The sequence below is a fragment of the Flavobacterium riviphilum genome (genome assembly GCF_055231795.1).
In genome coordinates this window covers 165,511-185,851 of sequence record NZ_JBUYSY010000003.1, presented here as the reverse complement: position 1 = coordinate 185,851, position 20,341 = coordinate 165,511, and the positions used below count along the sequence as shown (strand labels likewise).

The 20,341-nt window shown below is 36.6% G+C and carries 20 protein-coding genes; 15 read left to right on the top strand and 5 right to left on the bottom strand.

The window, feature by feature from the left end; all coding sequences use genetic code 11:
• Positions 1-28 precede the first annotated feature (28 nt).
• Together ACZIX2_RS05670 and ACZIX2_RS05665 are read left to right on the top strand one after the other, a co-directional pair.
• Positions 29-1,315, top strand: coding sequence for a metal-dependent hydrolase family protein (locus ACZIX2_RS05670; protein ID WP_463339116.1), 1,287 nt, complete (start codon positions 29-31; stop codon positions 1,313-1,315).
• 17 nt (positions 1,316-1,332) lie between these two features.
• Positions 1,333-2,157 carry a thymidylate synthase gene (locus ACZIX2_RS05665; RefSeq protein ID WP_463339115.1) on the top strand — a complete coding sequence of 275 codons (825 nt, stop codon included), beginning with the start codon at positions 1,333-1,335 and terminating at the stop codon, positions 2,155-2,157.
• Between the two features lie 25 nt (positions 2,158-2,182).
• Here ACZIX2_RS05665 and ACZIX2_RS05660 read toward each other — a convergent pair whose 3' ends face one another.
• Positions 2,183-2,479, bottom strand: a complete 297-nt coding sequence (locus ACZIX2_RS05660; protein ID WP_463339114.1) for an isoamylase early set domain-containing protein — start codon at positions 2,477-2,479, stop codon at positions 2,183-2,185.
• A gap of 232 nt (positions 2,480-2,711) precedes the next feature.
• On the opposite strand from ACZIX2_RS05660, the gene ACZIX2_RS05655 reads away from it, so the two are divergent.
• Positions 2,712-3,053, top strand: a complete 342-nt coding sequence (locus ACZIX2_RS05655; protein WP_463339113.1) for a 2TM domain-containing protein — start codon at positions 2,712-2,714, stop codon at positions 3,051-3,053.
• The gene (locus tag ACZIX2_RS05650; protein ID WP_463339112.1) at positions 3,050-3,538 is read left to right on the top strand and encodes a dihydrofolate reductase; all 489 of its coding nucleotides are present in this window, start codon (positions 3,050-3,052) and stop codon (positions 3,536-3,538) included. Before ACZIX2_RS05655 ends, ACZIX2_RS05650 begins: the two co-directional genes overlap by 4 nt.
• A gap of 128 nt (positions 3,539-3,666) precedes the next feature.
• Here the strand turns inward: ACZIX2_RS05650 and ACZIX2_RS05645 are convergent, their stop codons facing one another.
• Positions 3,667-3,981, bottom strand: coding sequence for a hypothetical protein (locus ACZIX2_RS05645; protein WP_463339111.1), 315 nt, complete (start codon positions 3,979-3,981; stop codon positions 3,667-3,669).
• Positions 3,982-4,168: 187 nt separating this feature from the next.
• On the opposite strand from ACZIX2_RS05645, the gene ubiE reads away from it, so the two are divergent.
• On the top strand, positions 4,169-4,900 hold the full coding sequence (gene ubiE / locus ACZIX2_RS05640) for a bifunctional demethylmenaquinone methyltransferase/2-methoxy-6-polyprenyl-1,4-benzoquinol methylase UbiE (protein WP_463339110.1): 732 nt from the start codon (positions 4,169-4,171) through the stop codon (positions 4,898-4,900).
• A 21-nt stretch (positions 4,901-4,921) separates the two neighbouring features.
• Positions 4,922-5,641 carry a type IX secretion/gliding motility protein PorT/SprT gene (gene porT, locus ACZIX2_RS05635; RefSeq protein ID WP_463339109.1) on the top strand — a complete coding sequence of 240 codons (720 nt, stop codon included), beginning with the start codon at positions 4,922-4,924 and terminating at the stop codon, positions 5,639-5,641.
• Here porT and ACZIX2_RS05630 read toward each other — a convergent pair.
• Entirely contained in the window at positions 5,638-6,372 is a 735-nt protein-coding gene (locus ACZIX2_RS05630; protein ID WP_463339108.1) for a TrmH family RNA methyltransferase, read from the bottom strand. The two genes, porT and ACZIX2_RS05630, sit on opposite strands and share 4 nt — an antisense overlap.
• A gap of 38 nt (positions 6,373-6,410) precedes the next feature.
• On the opposite strand from ACZIX2_RS05630, the gene tamL reads away from it, so the two are divergent.
• The 3 genes from tamL (at position 6,411) to accD (ending at position 11,047) form a co-directional block, all read left to right on the top strand.
• The gene (tamL, locus tag ACZIX2_RS05625; protein WP_463339107.1) at positions 6,411-8,966 is read left to right on the top strand and encodes a translocation and assembly module lipoprotein TamL; all 2,556 of its coding nucleotides are present in this window, start codon (positions 6,411-6,413) and stop codon (positions 8,964-8,966) included.
• 59 nt (positions 8,967-9,025) lie between these two features.
• Complete coding sequence (gene fbaA / locus ACZIX2_RS05620; RefSeq protein ID WP_463339106.1) at positions 9,026-10,093, top strand: class II fructose-bisphosphate aldolase; 1,068 nt, start codon at positions 9,026-9,028, stop codon at positions 10,091-10,093.
• A 99-nt stretch (positions 10,094-10,192) separates the two neighbouring features.
• A complete protein-coding gene (gene accD / locus ACZIX2_RS05615; RefSeq protein ID WP_463339105.1) occupies positions 10,193-11,047 on the top strand; it encodes an acetyl-CoA carboxylase, carboxyltransferase subunit beta in 855 nt (284 codons plus the stop codon).
• 225 nt (positions 11,048-11,272) lie between these two features.
• On the opposite strand, the gene ACZIX2_RS05610 is transcribed toward accD, so the two are convergent.
• Entirely contained in the window at positions 11,273-11,923 is a 651-nt protein-coding gene (locus ACZIX2_RS05610) for a TetR/AcrR family transcriptional regulator (RefSeq protein ID WP_463339104.1), read from the bottom strand.
• 130 nt (positions 11,924-12,053) lie between these two features.
• On the opposite strand from ACZIX2_RS05610, the gene ACZIX2_RS05605 reads away from it, so the two are divergent.
• The 5 genes from ACZIX2_RS05605 to ACZIX2_RS05585 all read left to right on the top strand — a co-directional run bounded on the left by ACZIX2_RS05605 (position 12,054) and on the right by ACZIX2_RS05585 (position 17,130).
• Positions 12,054-12,821 (top strand): glucose 1-dehydrogenase, encoded by a 768-nt coding sequence (locus tag ACZIX2_RS05605; protein WP_463339103.1) that lies wholly within the window; start codon positions 12,054-12,056, stop codon positions 12,819-12,821.
• A gap of 272 nt (positions 12,822-13,093) precedes the next feature.
• A complete protein-coding gene (locus ACZIX2_RS05600) occupies positions 13,094-14,809 on the top strand; it encodes an alginate export family protein (protein ID WP_463339102.1) in 1,716 nt (571 codons plus the stop codon).
• A 12-nt stretch (positions 14,810-14,821) separates the two neighbouring features.
• Positions 14,822-15,265, top strand: a complete 444-nt coding sequence (locus tag ACZIX2_RS05595; RefSeq protein ID WP_463339101.1) for a hypothetical protein — start codon at positions 14,822-14,824, stop codon at positions 15,263-15,265.
• Between the two features lie 33 nt (positions 15,266-15,298).
• Positions 15,299-16,297 carry an NAD-dependent epimerase/dehydratase family protein gene (locus ACZIX2_RS05590; protein ID WP_463339100.1) on the top strand — a complete coding sequence of 333 codons (999 nt, stop codon included), beginning with the start codon at positions 15,299-15,301 and terminating at the stop codon, positions 16,295-16,297.
• An 11-nt stretch (positions 16,298-16,308) separates the two neighbouring features.
• Entirely contained in the window at positions 16,309-17,130 is an 822-nt protein-coding gene (locus tag ACZIX2_RS05585; protein ID WP_463339099.1) for an SDR family oxidoreductase, read from the top strand.
• Between the two features lie 234 nt (positions 17,131-17,364).
• Here the strand turns inward: ACZIX2_RS05585 and ACZIX2_RS05580 are convergent, their stop codons facing one another.
• Positions 17,365-18,612, bottom strand: a complete 1,248-nt coding sequence (locus ACZIX2_RS05580; protein WP_463339098.1) for an ABC transporter permease — start codon at positions 18,610-18,612, stop codon at positions 17,365-17,367.
• Between the two features lie 163 nt (positions 18,613-18,775).
• Here ACZIX2_RS05580 and purH point away from each other — a divergent pair, with 163 nt between their 5' ends.
• The gene (purH, locus tag ACZIX2_RS05575; RefSeq protein WP_463339097.1) at positions 18,776-20,302 is read left to right on the top strand and encodes a bifunctional phosphoribosylaminoimidazolecarboxamide formyltransferase/IMP cyclohydrolase; all 1,527 of its coding nucleotides are present in this window, start codon (positions 18,776-18,778) and stop codon (positions 20,300-20,302) included.
• Positions 20,303-20,341: the final 39 nt, after the last annotated feature.

Genomic DNA, 20,341 nt, shown 5'->3' with positions numbered 1-20,341 from the left:
ACAAGAACAAACCCCTTTAACTTACTTTATGAATACCAAAACTATTCTAGCCTTATTCTTTGTGCTTTGGACAAAACTTGTTTGTAGCCAAGACTATTATCTGCATTGTGGCGCGATATTGGACACCCCATCAGGGAAATTTATTTCCAAATCCACCATCGTTGTTTCTAAAAATAAAATCACAAGCATTCAAGAAGGTTTTGTTCCTAAAACAAATCCCTCCGACATAGAGATTGACTTGAAAAACAAATATGTTTTGCCTGGATTGATCGATTTACATGTTCACATAGAAGGCGAATTGAACTCGAAAAGCTATGTTTCTAAATATTTGGACAATGAGGCCGATGTAGCTTTTCAAGCTGTTAATGTTGCCGAAATCACCTTACTTGCCGGATTTACTACCGTTAGAGATCTGGGTGGAACGGGAGTAAACGTTTCGCTACGCAATGCCATCAATAAAGGATTAATAAAAGGCCCTAGAATTTTTACCGCAGGCAAAGCGATTGCCACAACAGGTGGTCATGCCGATCCAACTAATGGAAGTAACCGAAAACTAGTTGGCGATCCTGGCCCACACGATGGCGTAATCAATTCGCCGGAAGAAGCGGTGAAAGCAGTAAGAGAGCGCTACAAAGAAGGAGCTGATGTTATCAAAATTACCGCTACTGGTGGTGTTTTGAGCGTTGCCAAAAGCGGCAAAAACCCACAATTTTCCATAGAAGAAATTAAAGCTATTACCGCAACAGCTAAAGATTATAACATGCTTACCGCTGCGCATGCGCATGGCGATGAAGGCATGCAAAGAGCTATTTTGGGCGGCATCAAAACCATAGAACATGGCACCTTTATGAGTGAAGCCACTATGGACTTGATGAAAAAATACGACGCGTATTTGGTACCTACCCTAACCGCCGGAAAAGAAGTGGAAAAAAATGCAGAAGTTCCTGGTTTTTATCCAGAAATTGTGGTGCCCAAAGCACGTGAAGTAGGCCCACAATTGAAAAATACTTTTGCCAAGGCCTATAAAAAAGGAGTGAAAATTGCCTTTGGAACCGATGCTGGTGTTTTTCCACACGGAATCAACGGCAAAGAATTTGGCTATATGGTAGAAGCCGGAATGCCCGCTATAGAAACCATACAAGCTGCCACACTTACCAATGCACAATTGCTTGGGATAGACAAAGAATTAGGACAGATCAAACCTTCGTTTCTCGCTGATATTATAGCGGTTAACGAAAACCCATTGCAACAAATCGCTACTTTAGAGCACGTTAGTTTTGTAATGAAAGAAGGAAAAATATATAAAAATCAATAAAACAAGCGGTCCATACTATGAAACAATACCATGACTTAGTTAAGCACGTTTTGGAAAACGGCACACAAAAAGGAGATCGCACCGGAACGGGTACCAAAAGTGTTTTTGGATATCAAATGCGTTTTGATTTAGAAGAAGGTTTCCCCTTGGTAACTACCAAAAAACTCCATGTGAAATCCATAATCCATGAATTGCTTTGGTTTTTAAAAGGCGAAACCAATATCGGGTACCTCCAAGAAAACGGGGTAAAAATCTGGGATGCATGGGCAGATCGCAATGGCGACTTAGGGCCAGTTTACGGACATCAATGGCGCAATTGGAACAGTGAAGAAATTGACCAAATTGCAGATTTAATTAAAGAATTAAAAACCAACCCCAACAGTAGAAGACTATTGGTTTCGGCTTGGAATCCTTCTGTACTTCCCGACACTACTAAGTCGTTCGAAGAAAATGTAGCCAACAATAAAGCAGCCTTGCCTCCTTGCCACGCTTTTTTTCAATTCTATGTGGCTGATGGCAAACTTTCTTGTCAACTCTATCAACGCAGTGCCGACATCTTCCTAGGGGTCCCTTTTAACATTGCATCCTATGCCCTACTTACAATGATGATTGCGCAAGTATGCGATCTTAAACCAGGTGAATTTATCCACACCTTTGGTGATGCACATATCTACAATAATCACTTCGAACAAGTGGAATTGCAATTGAGTAGAACGCCAAGGCCTTTGCCACAAATGAAATTGAATCCCGAAGTAAAAGACATCTTTGCCTTTACTTACGAAGATTTCACCCTAGAAAATTACGATCCACACCCTACCATTAAAGGTAGTGTAGCTGTATAAAAAAAACCGCAAAAGCGGTTTTTTTTTAATTATACAATTCTACTACTGAATTCTCAGACCCTGCAAAATCATTCCATTTAAAACCATCCGCTTCTGGATCATTAATATAAGCTCCATCAATCACATATTTATATTCATAAGAAGCGTCTTTGGGTAATTCAAATACTCCTTTAAAAGTACCATTCTTTAACTTTGCCAATTCTACTCTACTCCAATTATTAAAATCTCCTATAACAGCCACCGAAGAAGCTTCTTTTGCTGAAATTGAAAATGTCACCTTACAAACTGGTTTTGTTTTAATAAATTGTTTTTTAATAGCCATAACATAATGATTTTTAAAATTTTAACCGAAAATAAAAATAAAAAAAGCAACACACAAAATCTAGTTTCACTTTTACCAAATTCTCGAAATACAAGCAAAAAAAATAAAAAAGCAAAATTTTTATTGGGTAAAAAAACAGAATTACCATTTTGTAGACACTGCACTTTCGAGTTATGAAGTACTATTTTTTGATTTTAAAAATAAATCTTACCTTTAGCTATAAAAAAACAGTATGGAACAAGCCACTCATGAGCAATATGAATACGCTCGCAAAAGAATCAATCAAAAGAAACGATTGTATTATCATTTTGTAGTTTTTGGACTAACCAGCTTCTTTCTTTTTGTTGCCCATCGTTTTTTTGGCGTTGATAATGCCAATAATTGGGTTATTTGGGTCATAACAGGCTGGGCTTTTGTTTTTATCTTGCACTTCATCAATGTGTTTATTACCAACCGTTTTATGGATAAAAACTGGGAAAGAGACCAAATAGACCATCTCATAGCCTTACAACAAAAAAAAATTAGCCAACTTCAACAACAAATCGAAAAGGATTCCAATATTACTACTTCATGATTACAATTATAGCTGCTGTAGCAGAAAACGGGGCATTAGGAAAAAACAACGAGCTCTTATGGCATTTGCCCAATGATTTTAAAAGATTTAAAGCCATTACTACAGGCCATCATATCATTATGGGTAGGAAAACTTTTGAAAGTTTCCCCAAACCTTTACCTAATAGAACTCATGTAATAATCACCCGACAAAAAAACTATTGCCCTGCAAATTGCATCGTAGTCGATTCACTCGAGCAAGCCCTAGCTGCTTGCCCTAAAAACGAAACCATATTCGTAATTGGTGGAGGAGAAATTTACAATTTGGCCCTTCCCTATGCTGACACTTTAGATCTTACTCGAGTACATCATTCATTTGAAGCCGATACTTTTTTCCCAAGTATAGACACAAACCTTTGGAAACTTCAGCAATCGGAGCACCATACCAAAGATGACAAACACAACTATGACTATAGTTTTGAAACCTATGGTAAAATAGCACTATAACACGGCCAACCTTGAGATGACCTCATGCTGGTTTTACCGGATCTTAGATACTATCCAAAATGAAGAACTACATAAAAAAACATCCCTTTTGAGGATGTTTTTTTGAATGTAACAGATTCGAAATAAATTTAATTGGGTAATACCACTTGATACAACATTATCAACATGCCAATAAACAAGATAGCTCCTGATACAGACAATATAACATTGGAGATTCTATTTGAGTATAACTCAAAATAGCCTTTGATACCAAATACCACAAAGATACCAAAGGCAATAAACATAAAAATTTCTAAAAACAAGTTAAAACCTAAGAACGTTAAATTTGATCCATTATCACTATTAATGAAAAATGCACTGCTTTCAAATTGTACTACCAAAACCGAAGAGATTATTAGTGCAACAAACAACCACTTGAGTTGAGATATTAAATTTATTTTCATACATGATTCTATTACGAGACAAAAGTGACGCTTTTCTCTACATTAAGCAATACCCACTTTTGGTGATTTTTTGTTTGACTTACATTTTATTTATTGTCTTAGGTTTATGTTTTTTTTATCATACCGTGTTCCCAAAAAGGAAGGTCAAAATTATTTAGTTTATAGTATATTTGTAAAAAAATAAACAATGACAGAAAAAGTCACCCCTTATAAAGATTCAAACCTGAGCAAGAAAGAACAAGTTGCAACTATGTTCAACACCATTTCTGGCAATTACGACAACTTAAATCGTGTTATTTCATTTGGTATTGATGTGAAATGGCGAAAGAAAGTACTAGAATTGGTGGCCAAAACACAACCCAACACCATCTTAGACATAGCTACAGGTACCGGCGATTTGGCGATTCTCATGGCACAAACAACAGCACAAAAAATAATTGGCTTGGATATTTCATCCGGAATGTTGGAGGTTGGAGTGCAAAAAATTGCTACTAAAAACTTATCCCACAGAATCGAAATGCTATTGGGCGATTCTGAAAACATCCCTTTTGAAGACAACCATTTCGATGCGATTACGGTTGCCTTTGGTGTTCGAAATTTCGAAAACCTAGAAAAAGGGCTTTCCGAAATCCTAAGAGTTTTAAAACCTGGTGGGGCTTTTGTTATTTTAGAAACCTCTGTTCCAGAGAAAACCCCATTCAAGCAAGGCTATCATTTTTACAGCAAAAATATCTTGCCTCTAATAGGAAAGCTTTTTTCTAAAGACAACACAGCCTATGGCTATTTATCTGAATCATCAGCTGTTTTTCCCTATGGAGAACGATTGAACAATATCTTGAGAAAAACGGGGTTTATAGATGTAAAAGACATGCCACAAACTTTTGGGGTAGCTTCCATTTATTACGCTTCCAAAAAATAACAGGCTTTTGATTATATCCCTATGAGAAAAACCATTGTAATTCTATTGTTTTTTTGCATCCATGCAGCAATCGCACAAAACAACAAACGGTTGTTTAGCAAAGATCCCATTATTAATTTAGAGAATTTTCAAAAACAGAAACTCTATTTTGGTTTTTTCTTAGGATTAAACATGTACGACTATAAGATCGATTACAATGAACTAGTTCCGGACATACAAGTTAAAAAAAGCACAGGATTTAATGTTGGTCTCGTAGCTGATTTGCGTTTACAAGAATATATAAATTTACGCTTTGAACCAGGTTTGTATTTCAATACCAGAGAATTACACTATCCCAATTCCTATTTCCCGAGTACTGCCACAGCCAACGATCTCAAAAGAGAAGTCAACAGCACATACATTCACTTTCCGCTATTACTAAAGTTCTCCTCCTTACGCACAGGCAACATTCGTCCCTATTTACTTGGTGGTGGTTCCTTGTCGTTAAATTTATCAAGCAATGCCAAATCAAAAGATGACAATGCCGAGGGGCGCTTTAGAATGCAATCTTGGACACCCAACTACGAATTGGGTTTAGGTATTGATGTTTTTACAGAATATTTCATCTTTTCGCCTTCCATTCGAGGTGTCTTTGGATTTAATGATGAATTATTACGAGACAAAGACCCCAACAGTCCATGGACAGGCAACATTGATTCTATGCAAAGTAGAGGGTTCTTTATCAACTTCACCTTTCATTAATCCAATTCTCTTCGCTTACATTCGCTCAACACTATAGCGGTAGCCGTGGCCACATTCAAACTTTCGGTTTGTTGCAATTGCCCAAAACGAGGTATGGTAATTTTTTGGGTTATCAAAGCTTCGATAGGTGCTGATATTCCATTGGCTTCATTGCCTAATACCACAATAGCATTAGAAGGCAGTATAGCTTGATAAATCACTTCACCCTCCATAAAAGTCCCCAGCACGGGAAGCGAAGTAGACTGCAAATAGGCTGCCAAATCCAAATAGGCTACCTTAACCCTCGTAATGGATCCCATGGTTGCTTGAACTACTTTAGGATTGAACACATCGACTGTTTCTTTGGAACATAACACTTGCTCTACACCAAACCAATCGCATAATCTCAAAATGGTTCCTAAATTACCAGGATCACGAATGGTATCAAGAGCCACAAGCAATCCCTTTTCAACTATCGGATTTTCTTTAGGTATTTTAAAAACGGCTAAACAAGAACTAGCAGTTGTCAAGGCACTCATCTTTTTAAGATCCGCAGCCGAAACTACGGTTCTTTTATTTGCAGGAAGAAATTGAAAATCATCCAAAGTGGTATATACTTGCTCCAATTCAAAATGGGAATGCACTAATTCATGGATGCATTTTACCCCTTCGGCAATAAACAATTGATGCAATAATCGAAATTTTTTCTGATGCAAACTCGATATAAGCTTTATTTGGTTTTTACTAACCATAAAAAAATGTACTTTTGAATTAAATATAATAAAACCCCTTGAAAAAGAATTCTACAAAAGTAGTTGCATTTCTTCTAATAGCAATACTAATTACAGCTTGTAATGCTGTAAAAAGAGTTCCTGATGGTAAATTTTTACTAACTAAAAATGAAATCCTAGTTAATAACAAATCCATCAAGGACCCTATTGCCTTTGAACAAATGTACCAAAATCCAAATAGTACCCTTGGTGGATTTCGTCTAAAACTGGCCTTACATAATTTGGCCAACTTAAACCCCGACTCGACCTATCGTGCAAAATTTACCACTCATCCAGGTAAATACGAGCGCCTATCCAAATGGCTCTCTGCAAAACAGGTAGACCGACTTGGACAATCGTTTTATTACAAAGGTCTACATGAATTTTTAAAGAATTTTGGCGAAGCCCCAGTGATCATTGACACCCTTAAAACCCAAAAAACCGTAAGCAGACTCAACAATTACTACTTCAATCAAGGTTATTTTAACAATAAAATTACATTTAGTATTGACACTTTGGGTCACAAAAAAGCCAAGATACGCTATCATGTCAACCAAACGGCTCCCTATATTTTGGACTCGCTTTCGCATTATATCGAATCGCCTCGTTTGGATTCGTTGTACACCACTGCCCTAAAAAACCGCATCATTCAATCGGGCAAACAGTACAAAACCATCGACTTTGAAGAAGAAAAAAACAGAATAACTACCCTATTTAGAAACAATGGTGCTTTTCAATTTCAATCCAATAATGTCAGTTTTGACATTGACACGATTAACAAGAAAAACAAAGCCGATGTAAAGTTGCTCATCAAAAATTATTCTTATCAGAAAGAAGACTCCACCTACACTACTCCTTTTCAACTTTTCAAAATTAGTGAGGTAAAAATTTACACTGATTTTTCAAACAAGAATACGCCCGAAACCGTAACCGACAGCACCACTTATAAAGGGTTTTCTTTATATAGCCATGGCAAATTAAAATACAAACCTTGGGCCATTACCGATGCTATTTTCATTACCAAAGGCTCAATTTTTGCGGATCAGAAAACGGTGCTTACCAATAGGTCCTTGAACAATTTAAAAATCTTCAACTATCCAAGTATACAATACGAAGTCAATCCAAAAGACAGTACCGCTTCTTCGCTTATTGCCAAAATTTACCTGTCGCCCAGAAAAAAATACAGTTTCGGGACCACTTTAGAATTGACCCATTCCAACATCCAAGATTTTGGTATTGGAGGAAGTATAACCGAAACCATACGCAATGTATTCAATAGAGCAGAAACATTAGAAATTGGAATTCGAGGCAACATTGGCTCTTCGAAAGATTTTGCCAATCCGAACGATGCTTTTTTTAATGTGACGGAATATGGAGTCAACTTAAAACTCAACTTCCCTAGAATTGTTTTTCCCATCGGCACCGAAAAATTGATTCCGAAAAGAATGATTCCGTATACGCAAATTTCATCTGGTTTCAACAAACAAAGAAATATCGGATTAGATAAAGAAAATTTCACAGGCTTGTTAACCTACAATTGGAATCCAGTTAAAAACAACAGCGCTCGTGTGGAGTTGCTCAACATTCAATTTGTACGCAATTTGAACCCCGCCAATTACTTCAATGTTTACGGTTCTTCTTACCGTGCTTTGAATCAAATTGCCCAAACCTTCAATACCAATCCGGCCTATGTAGACAGTAACAACAACTTGATTATAGACTCTGGAACTACAGGTTTTTCGGAAGATGTTTTAAGGCTCAACACCGCCATCGGGTTTAATGACAAAGAGTACAAAGAGGTACTCAGTATAGAAGAGCGTCGTTTACGTTTGACCGAAAATGACTTTATATTAGGCACGAGTTATACGTTTACGCAATCCACCAAAAAAGACTTGCAAGACAATAATTTTTACCAATTCAAAACCAAGATAGAATCTGCTGGAACGTTGCTGTCCTTAATAGCAAAAGCAAGCAATTTGAACAAAAACAGCAATGGCCAATATGAAATATTCAACCTGCCCTACTCTGAATATGCCAAACTCGAGTTGGATTACATCAAACACTGGGAATTGGGTAAAGAAAAAATCCTTGCCTTTCGAAGCTTTTTCGGCATAGCCCTTCCATTTGGAAATGCCGATTATGTACCATTTTCTCGTAGTTATTTTTCAGGTGGAAGTAACGACAACAGAGCCTGGCAACCGTATAGTTTAGGACCAGGAAGTAGCGGCTCTATCCTTGACTTTAACGAAGCCAATATGAAAATCGCGCTTAGTGCTGAATATCGCTTCAAAATCACCGGGAATTTCAAAGGAGCATTTTTTGCCGATGCTGGAAATATCTGGAACGTATTAGATGCGGTGACTACACCATCGGCCACTTTTACCAGCATAAAAGACTTAAAGGAAATGGCATTGGGTACAGGGATTGGGATTCGATACGATTTCAACTTTTTTGTCATACGTTTCGATTTAGGATTTAAAACCTATAATCCAGCCTATATAGAAGGAAAACGATGGTTTAGAGATTTAAATTTCACAAAATCAGTCTTAAATTTTGGAATAAATTATCCTTTCTAATTTAGAATGCTTAATTTTGCATTCCAATTTAATAAAATAAATAATTTAAAATTAGTACTATGGGACATACTATCAAACCAGGAGTTGCTACTGGAGACCAAGTTCAAGAAATATTTAAATACGCTAAAGAAAAAGGATTTGCATTACCAGCTGTAAATGTTACAGGATCTAATACTATCAATGGAGTTTTGGAAACTGCTGCAAAATTGAACGCACCGGTTATCATTCAATTCTCTAACGGAGGCGCACAATTTAACGCAGGTAAAGGATTATCAAATGCTGGAGAAAAAGCCGCTATTGCTGGTGCTGTAGCAGGTGCAAAACACATCCACACTTTAGCAGAGGCTTACGGAGCAACTGTTATTTTGCATACTGACCACTGTGCTAAAAAATTATTACCTTGGATAGATGGGTTATTAGATGCTTCAGAAGCTAATTTTGCAGCTACTGGTAAACCTCTCTTCTCTTCACACATGATTGATTTATCTGAAGAGCCTATCGAAGAAAACATCGAAATTTGCAAAACTTACCTAGCTCGTATGAGTAAAATGGGAATGACTTTGGAAATTGAATTAGGTATCACAGGTGGAGAAGAAGATGGAGTTGACAACTCAGATGTTGACAGTTCAAAATTATACACTCAACCTTCAGAAGTAGCCTATGCTTATGAGGAATTATCTAAAGTAAGCCCTCGTTTTACTATTGCCGCTTCTTTTGGAAACGTACACGGTGTATACAAACCAGGAAACGTAAAATTAACACCAAAAATCTTGAAAAACTCTCAAGAGTACGTTCAAGAAAAATTCAATACTGGCCACAACCCAGTTGATTTCGTATTCCACGGTGGATCTGGTTCTACTTTAGAAGAAATCAGAGAATCCATTGGATACGGAGTAGTAAAAATGAACATTGACACAGATTTACAATTTGCTTTCACTGAAGGTATCCGTGATTATATGATCAAAAATATCGAGTATTTAAAATCACAAATCGGTAACCCTGAAGGTGAAGATGCTCCAAACAAAAAATACTACGATCCAAGAAAATGGATGAGAGAAAGTGAAATCACTTTTAACGCAAGATTAGAGCAAGCATTTGCAGACTTAAACAATGTAAATACACTTTAATTCGAAATCACAAAGTCTTAGTAACCTGCTCTTAAAGCAGTTACTAAGACTTTTTTATTGAACCCAAAACTAGAATAACTGAACTCAGATTACTAAAAAATGGCTTGGTTTAAAAGAAAAGAAAAAGGAATTACTACCGCTACCGAAGACAAAATGGATGTACCTAAAGGTCTTTGGTACAAATCCCCTACCGGAAAAATTGTTGATGCAGACGAATTAGCTCGCAACTTGTTTGTAAGCCCAGAGGATGATTTTCATGTTCGAATTGGTAGTGCTACCTATTTTGAAATCTTATTCGACAACAATGAATTTGTGGAATTGGATAAAAACATGACTTCAAAAGACACTTTAAACTTTGTGGATTCCAAAAAATATTCTGATCGTTTGAAAGACGTGATGGAAAAAACAAAACTCAAAGATGCCGTGCGCACCGGAGTGGGTAAATCCAAAGGAAAAGAATTGGTAGTGTGCTGTATGGATTTTGCCTTTATTGGTGGATCTATGGGTTCTGTAGTAGGTGAAAAAATTGCCCGAGGAATTGATTACGCTATCAAAAACCGATTGCCATTTGTCATGATCTCAAAATCGGGAGGGGCTCGTATGATGGAAGCCGCTTATTCTTTGATGCAATTGGCTAAAACTTCGGTAAAATTAGCCCAATTGGCCGATGCAAAATTGCCTTATATTTCACTTTGTACCGATCCTACCACTGGAGGAACAACGGCATCCTATGCGATGTTGGGAGACATCAACATCTCGGAACCAGGTGCATTAATTGGTTTTGCAGGACCACGTGTGGTTAGAGACACTACCGGAAAAGATTTGCCCGAAGGATTTCAAACGGCAGAATTTGTTTTAGAACACGGTTTCTTAGACTTCATTACGCCTAGAAAAGAGTTGAAAGACAAAATCAATTTGTATCTAGATTTGATTCAGAATAATCCGATACGATAACCCGTATATTTTATAAAAAAAGCCGTTCTATAACAATTAGAACGGCTTTTTTTATGGTTTATTCCCTCCCTGTCAAAACAACACAATTATTTATTGGTATAAAGCATATTGAGTAAAACAAAAAACATTTACCTCTACTGCTTTCCGGTGAGAGAGAGGTTGGCACTATATTTAAACGGCCGTAGCAATAAGCAATAACAATTTAAAATCAGCAGCGTTTCTCAATTAAAAAGAAGTAAAATCAATAGCATCCAATTGGGCTATTGTTTTGGGTAAAGCAAAATCTAAGAAACAGCTAGCAATGGCTTTCAAATAAATCGGCTTCACTTCTTCGTAACTTTTATCCTTATCATAGATTTCATGGTGTATGACCCAAGAAGTAAACATCGTTACAAACTTAAAACGAAAAACCTCTAAATTATTGACCTCCAAGGCTTCCGATTTCAAATAACCCAATGCTATTAATCGTTCGGTTAAGGCAAGAAATCTTTCTTTTGTCCCTTTAAACTGATTATTGATTTGTTGAATCATTTCGTTGCGAGAACTACTCGTTCCTGAAGCATATATGGTGACGCAACGAAAACGGTATTGATTATCCATAATCAATGCGTACAATTTGATTTGATCGAATAAAAAATTCTCCTCGGTAGAATACTTGAAAGTATCTCTAATTGCGGCTAACTCTTCTTCATATTTACGAGCTATAGCTACTAACAAAAGGTCTTTTGTTGGAAAATAATGATTTATTCTCCCTCTACTGATGTTTAATTCGATGGCAAGTTGGTTGAGCGTTATATCTAAACCTTTAGCATTAAACGTTTCAATACAACTTTCAATGATCCGATTAACGGAAATTTCACCCCTTTTGTTATACATTCTTTTTTTGGTAAAATTAGAAAATTCAACACACTCTTACAATCCTCTAATTAACAATTGTTTACGAACAAAATGTTTGTTTGTTGAAATTTATATCGTTATATTTGATTGACTTTTAAACACTTACATCATGAAAAACTTATTTGATTTAACCAATAAAACCGCCATAATTACTGGTGGAGGTAATGGTATTGGAAAAGGAAGCTGTTTGATGCTTGCGGCACATGGTGCCAATTTAGTGGTCTCTGATCTAAAGCTAGAAGACGCAGAGGCTGTAGCAGCACAAATTAAAAGTGAAGGTGGAAAAGCTATTGCGGTAGCATGTAATGTTACTAAAGATGAAGACTTAGTAAATTTGGTCGAGCAAGCTATAGCGTCATTTGGTACTATTGAAATTCTTGTCAACAACGCTGGTGGTGGCGGTGGCGGGAAAGAAAACCCTTTTAACATTACAGTAGACGACTTTGCTTGGCGTTTTCAGCTCAATGTTTTTAGCGCCTGGAGGTTATCTCAATTATGTGTACCACACATGAAAAAAACCAATTATGGCTCCATCATCAACATTACCTCTATGAGTTCTGTAAACAAAAGTCCAAATATGAGTGCATATAGTGCTTCAAAAGCCGCCATGAATCACATGACAGCCAATTTAGCTATGGATTTTGGTCCAGAAGTAAGAATCAATGCTGTTGGACCTGGTGCGATAAAAACGGCAGCACTAGCAACCGTATTAACCCCAGAAATCGAAAAATCCATGCTGTCGCACACCCCAATAAAACGCCTAGGAAAAGTAGAAGATATTGCAGGTGCTGTATTGTATTTTGCCTCTCCTGTTTCCGAATGGGTGAGTGGACAAATCTTATTTGTAAACGGAGGTGGCGTACAAACGTTAGATTAAATAGTAGATAATGGCAGATCTACATTAGCTACGGAATTTACTCCATAAATGCTTACACTACTCTCCGATACTATTGTTATAAAACTTCGTGGCGCCCCAATTGAAATTGCCTTCCCCATATGGCATTAAACAAGCAACAGAGCGCAATGGATAACTGGCAACGACTTACGCATTGATAGTGGAGGTTCCTTTAAAAGCAAAATGCCAAAATAGAAAATTAATAGCATGCCTTCTTGATGCCTCGTGAAGTCATTTTTAATTGTATTTATCCGATGAAAAAAATTTATATCTTATTTTTTTTAGCCTATTTAGGCACTTGCTTTTCACAAAGTTTAACTCAAATAAATCCTCAACTTGCGGAAGGAGTACCAATTGCAAAAGTCACCATTTTGATTAAAAAAGAGGGACAAACCATACCGACCACAGAACAAGAAAATGATAAATTTTATACCGCATTTGGTATTCGGCCTGGCGCTTCGTTTAGCAAGCAGATTACCGAAATGAGTGTAAAACGAATCGAACAAGAACCGGATATCGCTCAGGTTCATTATTTTGTTTACAACTCCGAGTTTAATGGTCCCGTGGATCTGATATTTGAAGTGTATTTTAAAAGTGAAACCTCAACACCTTCAGAAAAAAAAGGGATGATTAACAGTGGAACGATTAAAGATTTTCCAACCCTGATCGAAACCCCAAAAAGTAAATTAACCCTAATAATGAATGGCGCCACAGGTCTTTTTAATGAAAACAATGCCTTTTTTAGCCAAGGCAAGTTGTTTACAGAAGGTAATCCCGTAGCAACAAACCCCGCAGGAAATGGGACTCGCTTTTGGGGCGAAGCATTTATAGAGCCTGGGATAGCAGGGATTACAAAAATAGGAAAGAAACAAACCTATATTTACGGTTCGATCTCAGCCATAATTTCTGGAAGAAATACTAGCGACATTTATTCTCAAGGATCCGCCCTATTTATTGATTTTGAACGATTGTATGCCGGAGTGTTATTCACTGGATTAACCAAAAAGAAAGATTTAAACATCGACATTTCTGCTGGTAGAAACTTTTTCCAACTGAACGAAGCCTTTCTGATTTCCAAAATTAGTGGTTCAGCGAATGCGGGCGACAGAGGAAGTGTGTATTTTAGTTCTAGGACGGCTTTTCAAAAAACAGTTTTACTCTCCGTTCACAAAAAAAACTTTCGATTTAATGGTTTTTTCTTAGAACCTGAGGAATTGTTTAAAAACAAACAAACCAACACGAATTACTTAGGAGGAAGCTTAAATTTCAACAACAATAAAACTGTTGATGCCGGCCTCACCTATTTGACAGTTTCCGGAGGAAAATCTAACTATTCAACTCCCGAAGGCCCGATACCTAAAAAAGGGATGTACATCGTCAATCCAAAATTATACCTTACCAACATAGCCAAAACTGGATTATTTTTAAAAACAGAATATGCCTATCAATCCCATCACTCCGAGGATATGCAAAGCAAAGGATGGTATGCCGGTTTAGGATATAAAACAAAATGGTTTGGGAATCCTTCCCTGTATTATCGCTATGCCTTTTTAGAAGGTGACAACATCAATACAGATACTTATGAAAGATTTGACCCTGTTTTGACAGGTGGGTTAGGCAACTGGGTACAAGGAATTAATTTTAGAAAAGTAACGGGGAACGGAAATTTTGTCACCCATAGAGTGGAACTAAAAGGTAATTTTTCTAAAGATTGGGACATATCATTAGACTATTTTTTTCTGAGAGCAGATGAATTAAATAATCAAGGGGGATTAGCACCTATTTCCAATTTAAAAAATAAAGATATCGGCCAAGAATTCACCTTAAACACACGCTATTTTATAAACACACATTTCATGCTTTGGGGGTTGTACTCCATTGCGGCTCCAGGCAAGGCCATTCAATCTTCATTTAACGAAAAGGTCTACAACTGGAGTTCTTATCAACTCGCCTTATTTATGTTCTTTTAAAAAAAAAACACTATGAATAATCAAAGTATTATTAAAGGGTCAATTATAGCAGGAATTATTAATGCTATCATAAACGGATTAATTTATTGGTTTCAAATTGACCAAACCAAAAGCTACAATTTAACAACCGACATGATTTCTTCTCAAGAACCCACTGTGTTTGGTGAAGCTGTTGTGTTAGGAACTTCTCTAGCATTCATTTTAACGAGCATCACTTATTTTACTACAAAAATGGACAACAAACCATCCTATTTCCCTAAAGTGTTTCTTATGGCATTAAAGAATAGCATTTTTGCTTTTGGTACCATTACCATTTTTGCTTTGTTATTCCAAAGGGTATATGGAGCTATAGAAGTGACCGCTTTTGGAGGTGCAATAATCACAAGCCTAATTGCAGGTATCGCCTCGGTACTCGTTGAATACGATACCAAAACCAGTTTATTATTCAACAAATAAATATTTTTTAATTAACCTAAAATAAATGATTTTATGAAAATTGTAATTATTGGAGGAACTGGTCAATTAGGTCACTTCATAACCAAACATCTTTTTCAAAAAGGACATGATTTAGTTGTTATTGGTTTAGGATCCGAACCTGAAAAAGGATTTTTACCTGACGGTACAAAAGTTATTATAAAGAACATCTCTTTGTGCACAGAAGATGAACTATTGGACATATTTGGAGGGACTGATGCAGTAGTGTATGGAGCAGGAGCGGATGGCAGAAATCTATTTGACAAACCAGCTATAAATGGCTTTAGAAGAGAGAATGTGGATTCTATTGCTCAAATAATAAAGATCATGAAAAAAGTAAATGCCAAAAGACTAATTATCTTAGGCTCATACTATACTGCCATGCATAGAGATTTCCCATCACTAAACATTCCATCAAAAAGCCCCTATATCCTTTCTAGGGTAGAACAAATAGAGGTAGCTTTTCAAGAGGCTGGAGATACACTATCTGTAGGCATTTTAGAATTGCCTTATATTTTTGGCGCTGCCCCAAACCGTCCTACGCTATGGGGTTTTTACATAGATACACTTAAAAATGCTACAGATGAAGTCCCTGTACATACAGGAGGCTCGGCGTGTATAACTATGAATCAAGTTGGAATAGCAGTCGCCAATGCCTGTGAGGTTGTTAATGGTAAGAAATATTATCCGATTGGTAATGTCAATCTTAAATACAAAGAAATTTTCGAAATCTTTGCTGATCACTTACAATTGGAAAGAACAATAAAACCTATGCCTTCTGATTTCTTTATGGAAAAAGCCAAAGAACAAAAGAAGAAAGTGGAAGAATCCGGTAAAGAAAGTGCTTATGACCCTTTGGGTTTACTTGAACTTGAAGAATGCGATTTCTACATCGATCCTACATCATCAATGAAAGAATTAAACTACGGCTTTGAAGACATTAACAAAGCAATTAAAGAAAGTATTGATGCCACTTTAGGGAAAAAAAGTATTGGTCCAGGAGCAATTAATTAAAACAAAAAGACATGAACACAACAAAAACAATCGTAATAACAGGTTCCCAAACAGGTATGGGATTTAGCACAAGACAACTTCTAGAAAAAAATGGAGTAAAAGTAATAGGGGTTTCTAATTCAGGCGATCCCGAAATTACTGCCGATCTTTCAACCAAAGAAGGTGTTGATTATGCAGTATCCGAAATAATCAAATTATCAAACGGTCAAATCGATGGTGTGTTTGCCAATGCTGGAGTAGATAACGAAAATGCCGAATTAGTATTTGGCGTTAATTACTTTGGTATCATACAAATGCTGACTTCCTTACAGCCCTATTTAAAAAAATCAAACAATGGAAGAGTGGTCATCAATGCATCAAATTCTGTTGTAATTACGCCAGGCATACCCTCTGATGCAGTAGATGCTCTTTTGAATTTCGAAACGGAAAAAGCTTTTGAATTGATTAAAAACAACCCAAAATATACATATCAAGTAAGTAAAGTTGCTATAACAAAATGGGCTCGACATAATGCCCACAAAGCTGATTGGGCAGGAAGTAACATATCTATGAACATTATTGCTCCTGGAGCTGTTCTTACTCCATTAATTGAACACGATATGAAAGATCCTCGTAAAGCAGCAGGTATAAATATGCTGCCAAAACCAATTGGAGAAATTCCTAAACCCGATAATATTGCCCCTCTAGTAAAGTTTCTTCTACTTGACGATTCTCGATTTATTATTGGTCAATACATCATTATAGATGGAGGCACAGAGGTTACTTGGCGAGAAAAGGACAATCCAAAAACTTGGGACATTAGCTACGAAGATTTTAGTAAGCTTTTGAAATAATAGCTTTTGAAAAAAGTATAGGTCCCAGTAGATTTAAAACAACTAGCTGGCGCAGCTGCTAATTGGTTTGAATTGGGTATAAACTTCAATCCTTTCTGTTGGTAAATCAACAGCCATCTATAATAAAGAGATAGCCCCGAAAAGTGAGACACTATTTGGGGCTATTTTTATCAGAAAAACACGTTCGACTATACATTGAAATAATACAAAACTGCATTATTGTACCCGCCGCTGCTACATTCCGGTTCTGATAGCTTCTACAGGGTCCAAACGAGCCGCTGCAATAGCAGGCAAAATACCGGATAACAATCCAATAAAAGCCGCCAAACCAGAGCCTAATAAAATATTACCAATACTCAATACAAATTCAAAATCTAAGGCTTTTGTGAGCACTAAAGCAATGACCCAAACAAAAAACAGCCCAATCAACCCCCCAATTAAAGACAAAATAATAGCTTCAAACAAAAACTGAAACAATATGAATCGGTTTTTGGCACCTAAGGATTTCTGGATCCCTATCAAATTAGTTCTTTCTTTTACTGATACAAACATAATATTGGCAATACCAAAACCGCCTACCAACAATGAAAACCCACTTATAATCCATCCTACTACATTCATCTGTCCAATAATACCATCAATGAAATCTGTAAAACCCGAAAAAACATTAATAAAAAAATTATCAATTTCGCCTGCTTTCAACCCTCTAAAAGCACGCAATTTTTGAATAATTTCGCCTTTATACGCTTCCATATCCACCCCTTTTTCTGGTTTAAGAATAATAACATTGGTTAAGCCGTCGTTGTTATCACCGTACAATTGACGTACAAAATTAACCGGAATAAATGCTGCGGTATCATCGTCATCAAACAATCCAGAACCTTTTTTCTTTAACACCCCAATTACCGTGAAGCGCTTGCCATACAAGCGTACATTTTTCCCAATGGGGTCTGTCCCTTCAAACAGAGAATTAGCCACCTCATTACCTAAGACTATAACAGGAGCCGCCGCATTGGCCTCCGATTCGGTATAAAACCGTCCTTCTTCGAATTCTAACCCTTGGATGTCAATGAATTCATGTGAAACAGGCACAATATTCACATCGCTAACCGTTTTGGACTCGTACTTTATGGTTTCCCGTTTGGTAAAAATCTGATACCCCATTTGCTCGGTTTGCGTCATAGCCCCTTTCATATAAATGTATTCATCGTACTTTACATTAGGAAATTGTTCTCTTTTCCATTGCGGGATATCGGTAGGACCAAAAGAAAAACGCATCAAATAGATGGTGTTTTTATCCAAGCCACTTAAATCTTTTGATATTTTTTTATCCAAGGAATCGACCGCAGCCAAAACCGCTATAATCGAAAAAATTCCGATAGTTACGCCCAATAAAGAAAGTAAGGTCCTCAATTTATTGGCCAATAAGGCATTCTTAGCAAAACTAAAACTCTCTTTAAGTAATCGAAGGTAAAGCAGCATAGTGATTTTTTTTTAAAGAAGTAAAATTGGTCAAAATTCAAAGAAAAACCTAGATTTTTTTTCCATAATCATTGGTCACAATAGCTTCAAAATTGTTACAAAAAATACGCTGAAATAATACATAAAAATTAACTACTTTTGCACTTTCAAAAAACTACGATACATGAACACTACTAAAAAAATTCAATCGGCCTTAATTTCAGTGTTTTCAAAAAAAGGATTAGAGCCAATTGTTAGAAAATTACACGAACAAAATGTTGTTTTTTACTCCACAGGAGGTACAGAAGAGTTTATCAAGAATCTTGGCATTCCTGTAATCCCAGTAGAAGACGTAACTTCTTACCCTTCAATTTTAGGAGGAAGAGTAAAAACTTTACATCCTAAAGTTTTTGGTGGAATATTAAACCGTCAAGACAACGAGAGTGATGTACAACAAATGAAGGAATTTGACATTCCTCAGATTGATTTAGTAATTGTGGATTTGTATCCTTTTGAAAAAACAGTAGCCTCTGGAGCAAGCGAAGCCGACATCATTGAGAAAATTGATATCGGAGGAATTTCCTTAATTCGTGCTGCTGCCAAAAACTTTAAAGACACTGTTATCGTACCTTCTATGGACCAATACGGTTTATTTTTAGATATGATCAGTAGTCAAAACGGAGCTACTACTTTAGCCGACCGAAAATTATTGGCCACTAAAGCCTTTCATGTTTCTTCGCATTATGATGGCGCTATATTCAATTATTTCAATACCGACGAAACCTATTATAAAGAAAGTATCGCCAATGGTCAAGTATTGCGATACGGCGAAAATCCACATCAAAAAGGATTTTTCTTTGGCGATTTCGAGGCCATGTTCCAAAAAGTTCACGGAAAAGAATTGTCGTACAACAACTTATTAGACGTTGATGCAGCAGTAAACTTAATTGCCGAATTCAAAAACGACGGCCCTACTTTTGCCATATTGAAGCACAACAATGCTTGTGGTCTAGCTACAAGAGACACGATTAGCGAAGCGTATTTGGCAGCATTGGCTTGTGATCCTACTTCTGCTTTTGGAGGCGTTTTAATTTCGAATACCGCTATCGACCTTGAAACTGCAAGCGAAATCAACAAATTATTCTGCGAAGTAGTTATTGCGCCAGCGTATTCACCTGAAGCTATTGCTATTTTACAAGAAAAGAAAAACAGAATCATTTTAATTCAAAATGAAGTAGCCTTGCCAGAAAGACAAGTTCGTACCTGTTTGAACGGATTATTGGTTCAAGACCGCAATAACATCACTGACCAACCAGAAGATCTAAAAACAGTGACCATCACGGCACCTACTGCACAAGAAATCAAAGATTTGATTTTTGCTTCAAAAATTTGCAAAAATACCAAGTCAAATACTATCGTATTTGCCAAAAACGGCACGCTTATTGCATCAGGAACAGGCCAAACCTCAAGAGTAGATGCTTTACAACAAGCCGTAGACAAAGCCAAAGCTTTCGGATTCAGCTTAGAGGGGGCTTCCATGGCTAGCGATGCCTTCTTCCCTTTCCCAGATTGTGTGGAATTGGCCAAAAAAGCAGGTATTACAGCGGTTATTCAACCCGGAGGATCAATTAAAGACGAATTAAGTATCAACTATTGCAATGAAAACAATTTAGCAATGGTATTTACAGGAACACGTCATTTTAAACATTAATTTTTTTAACTTTGTTAATTAATTTAAAAATCATAAAAA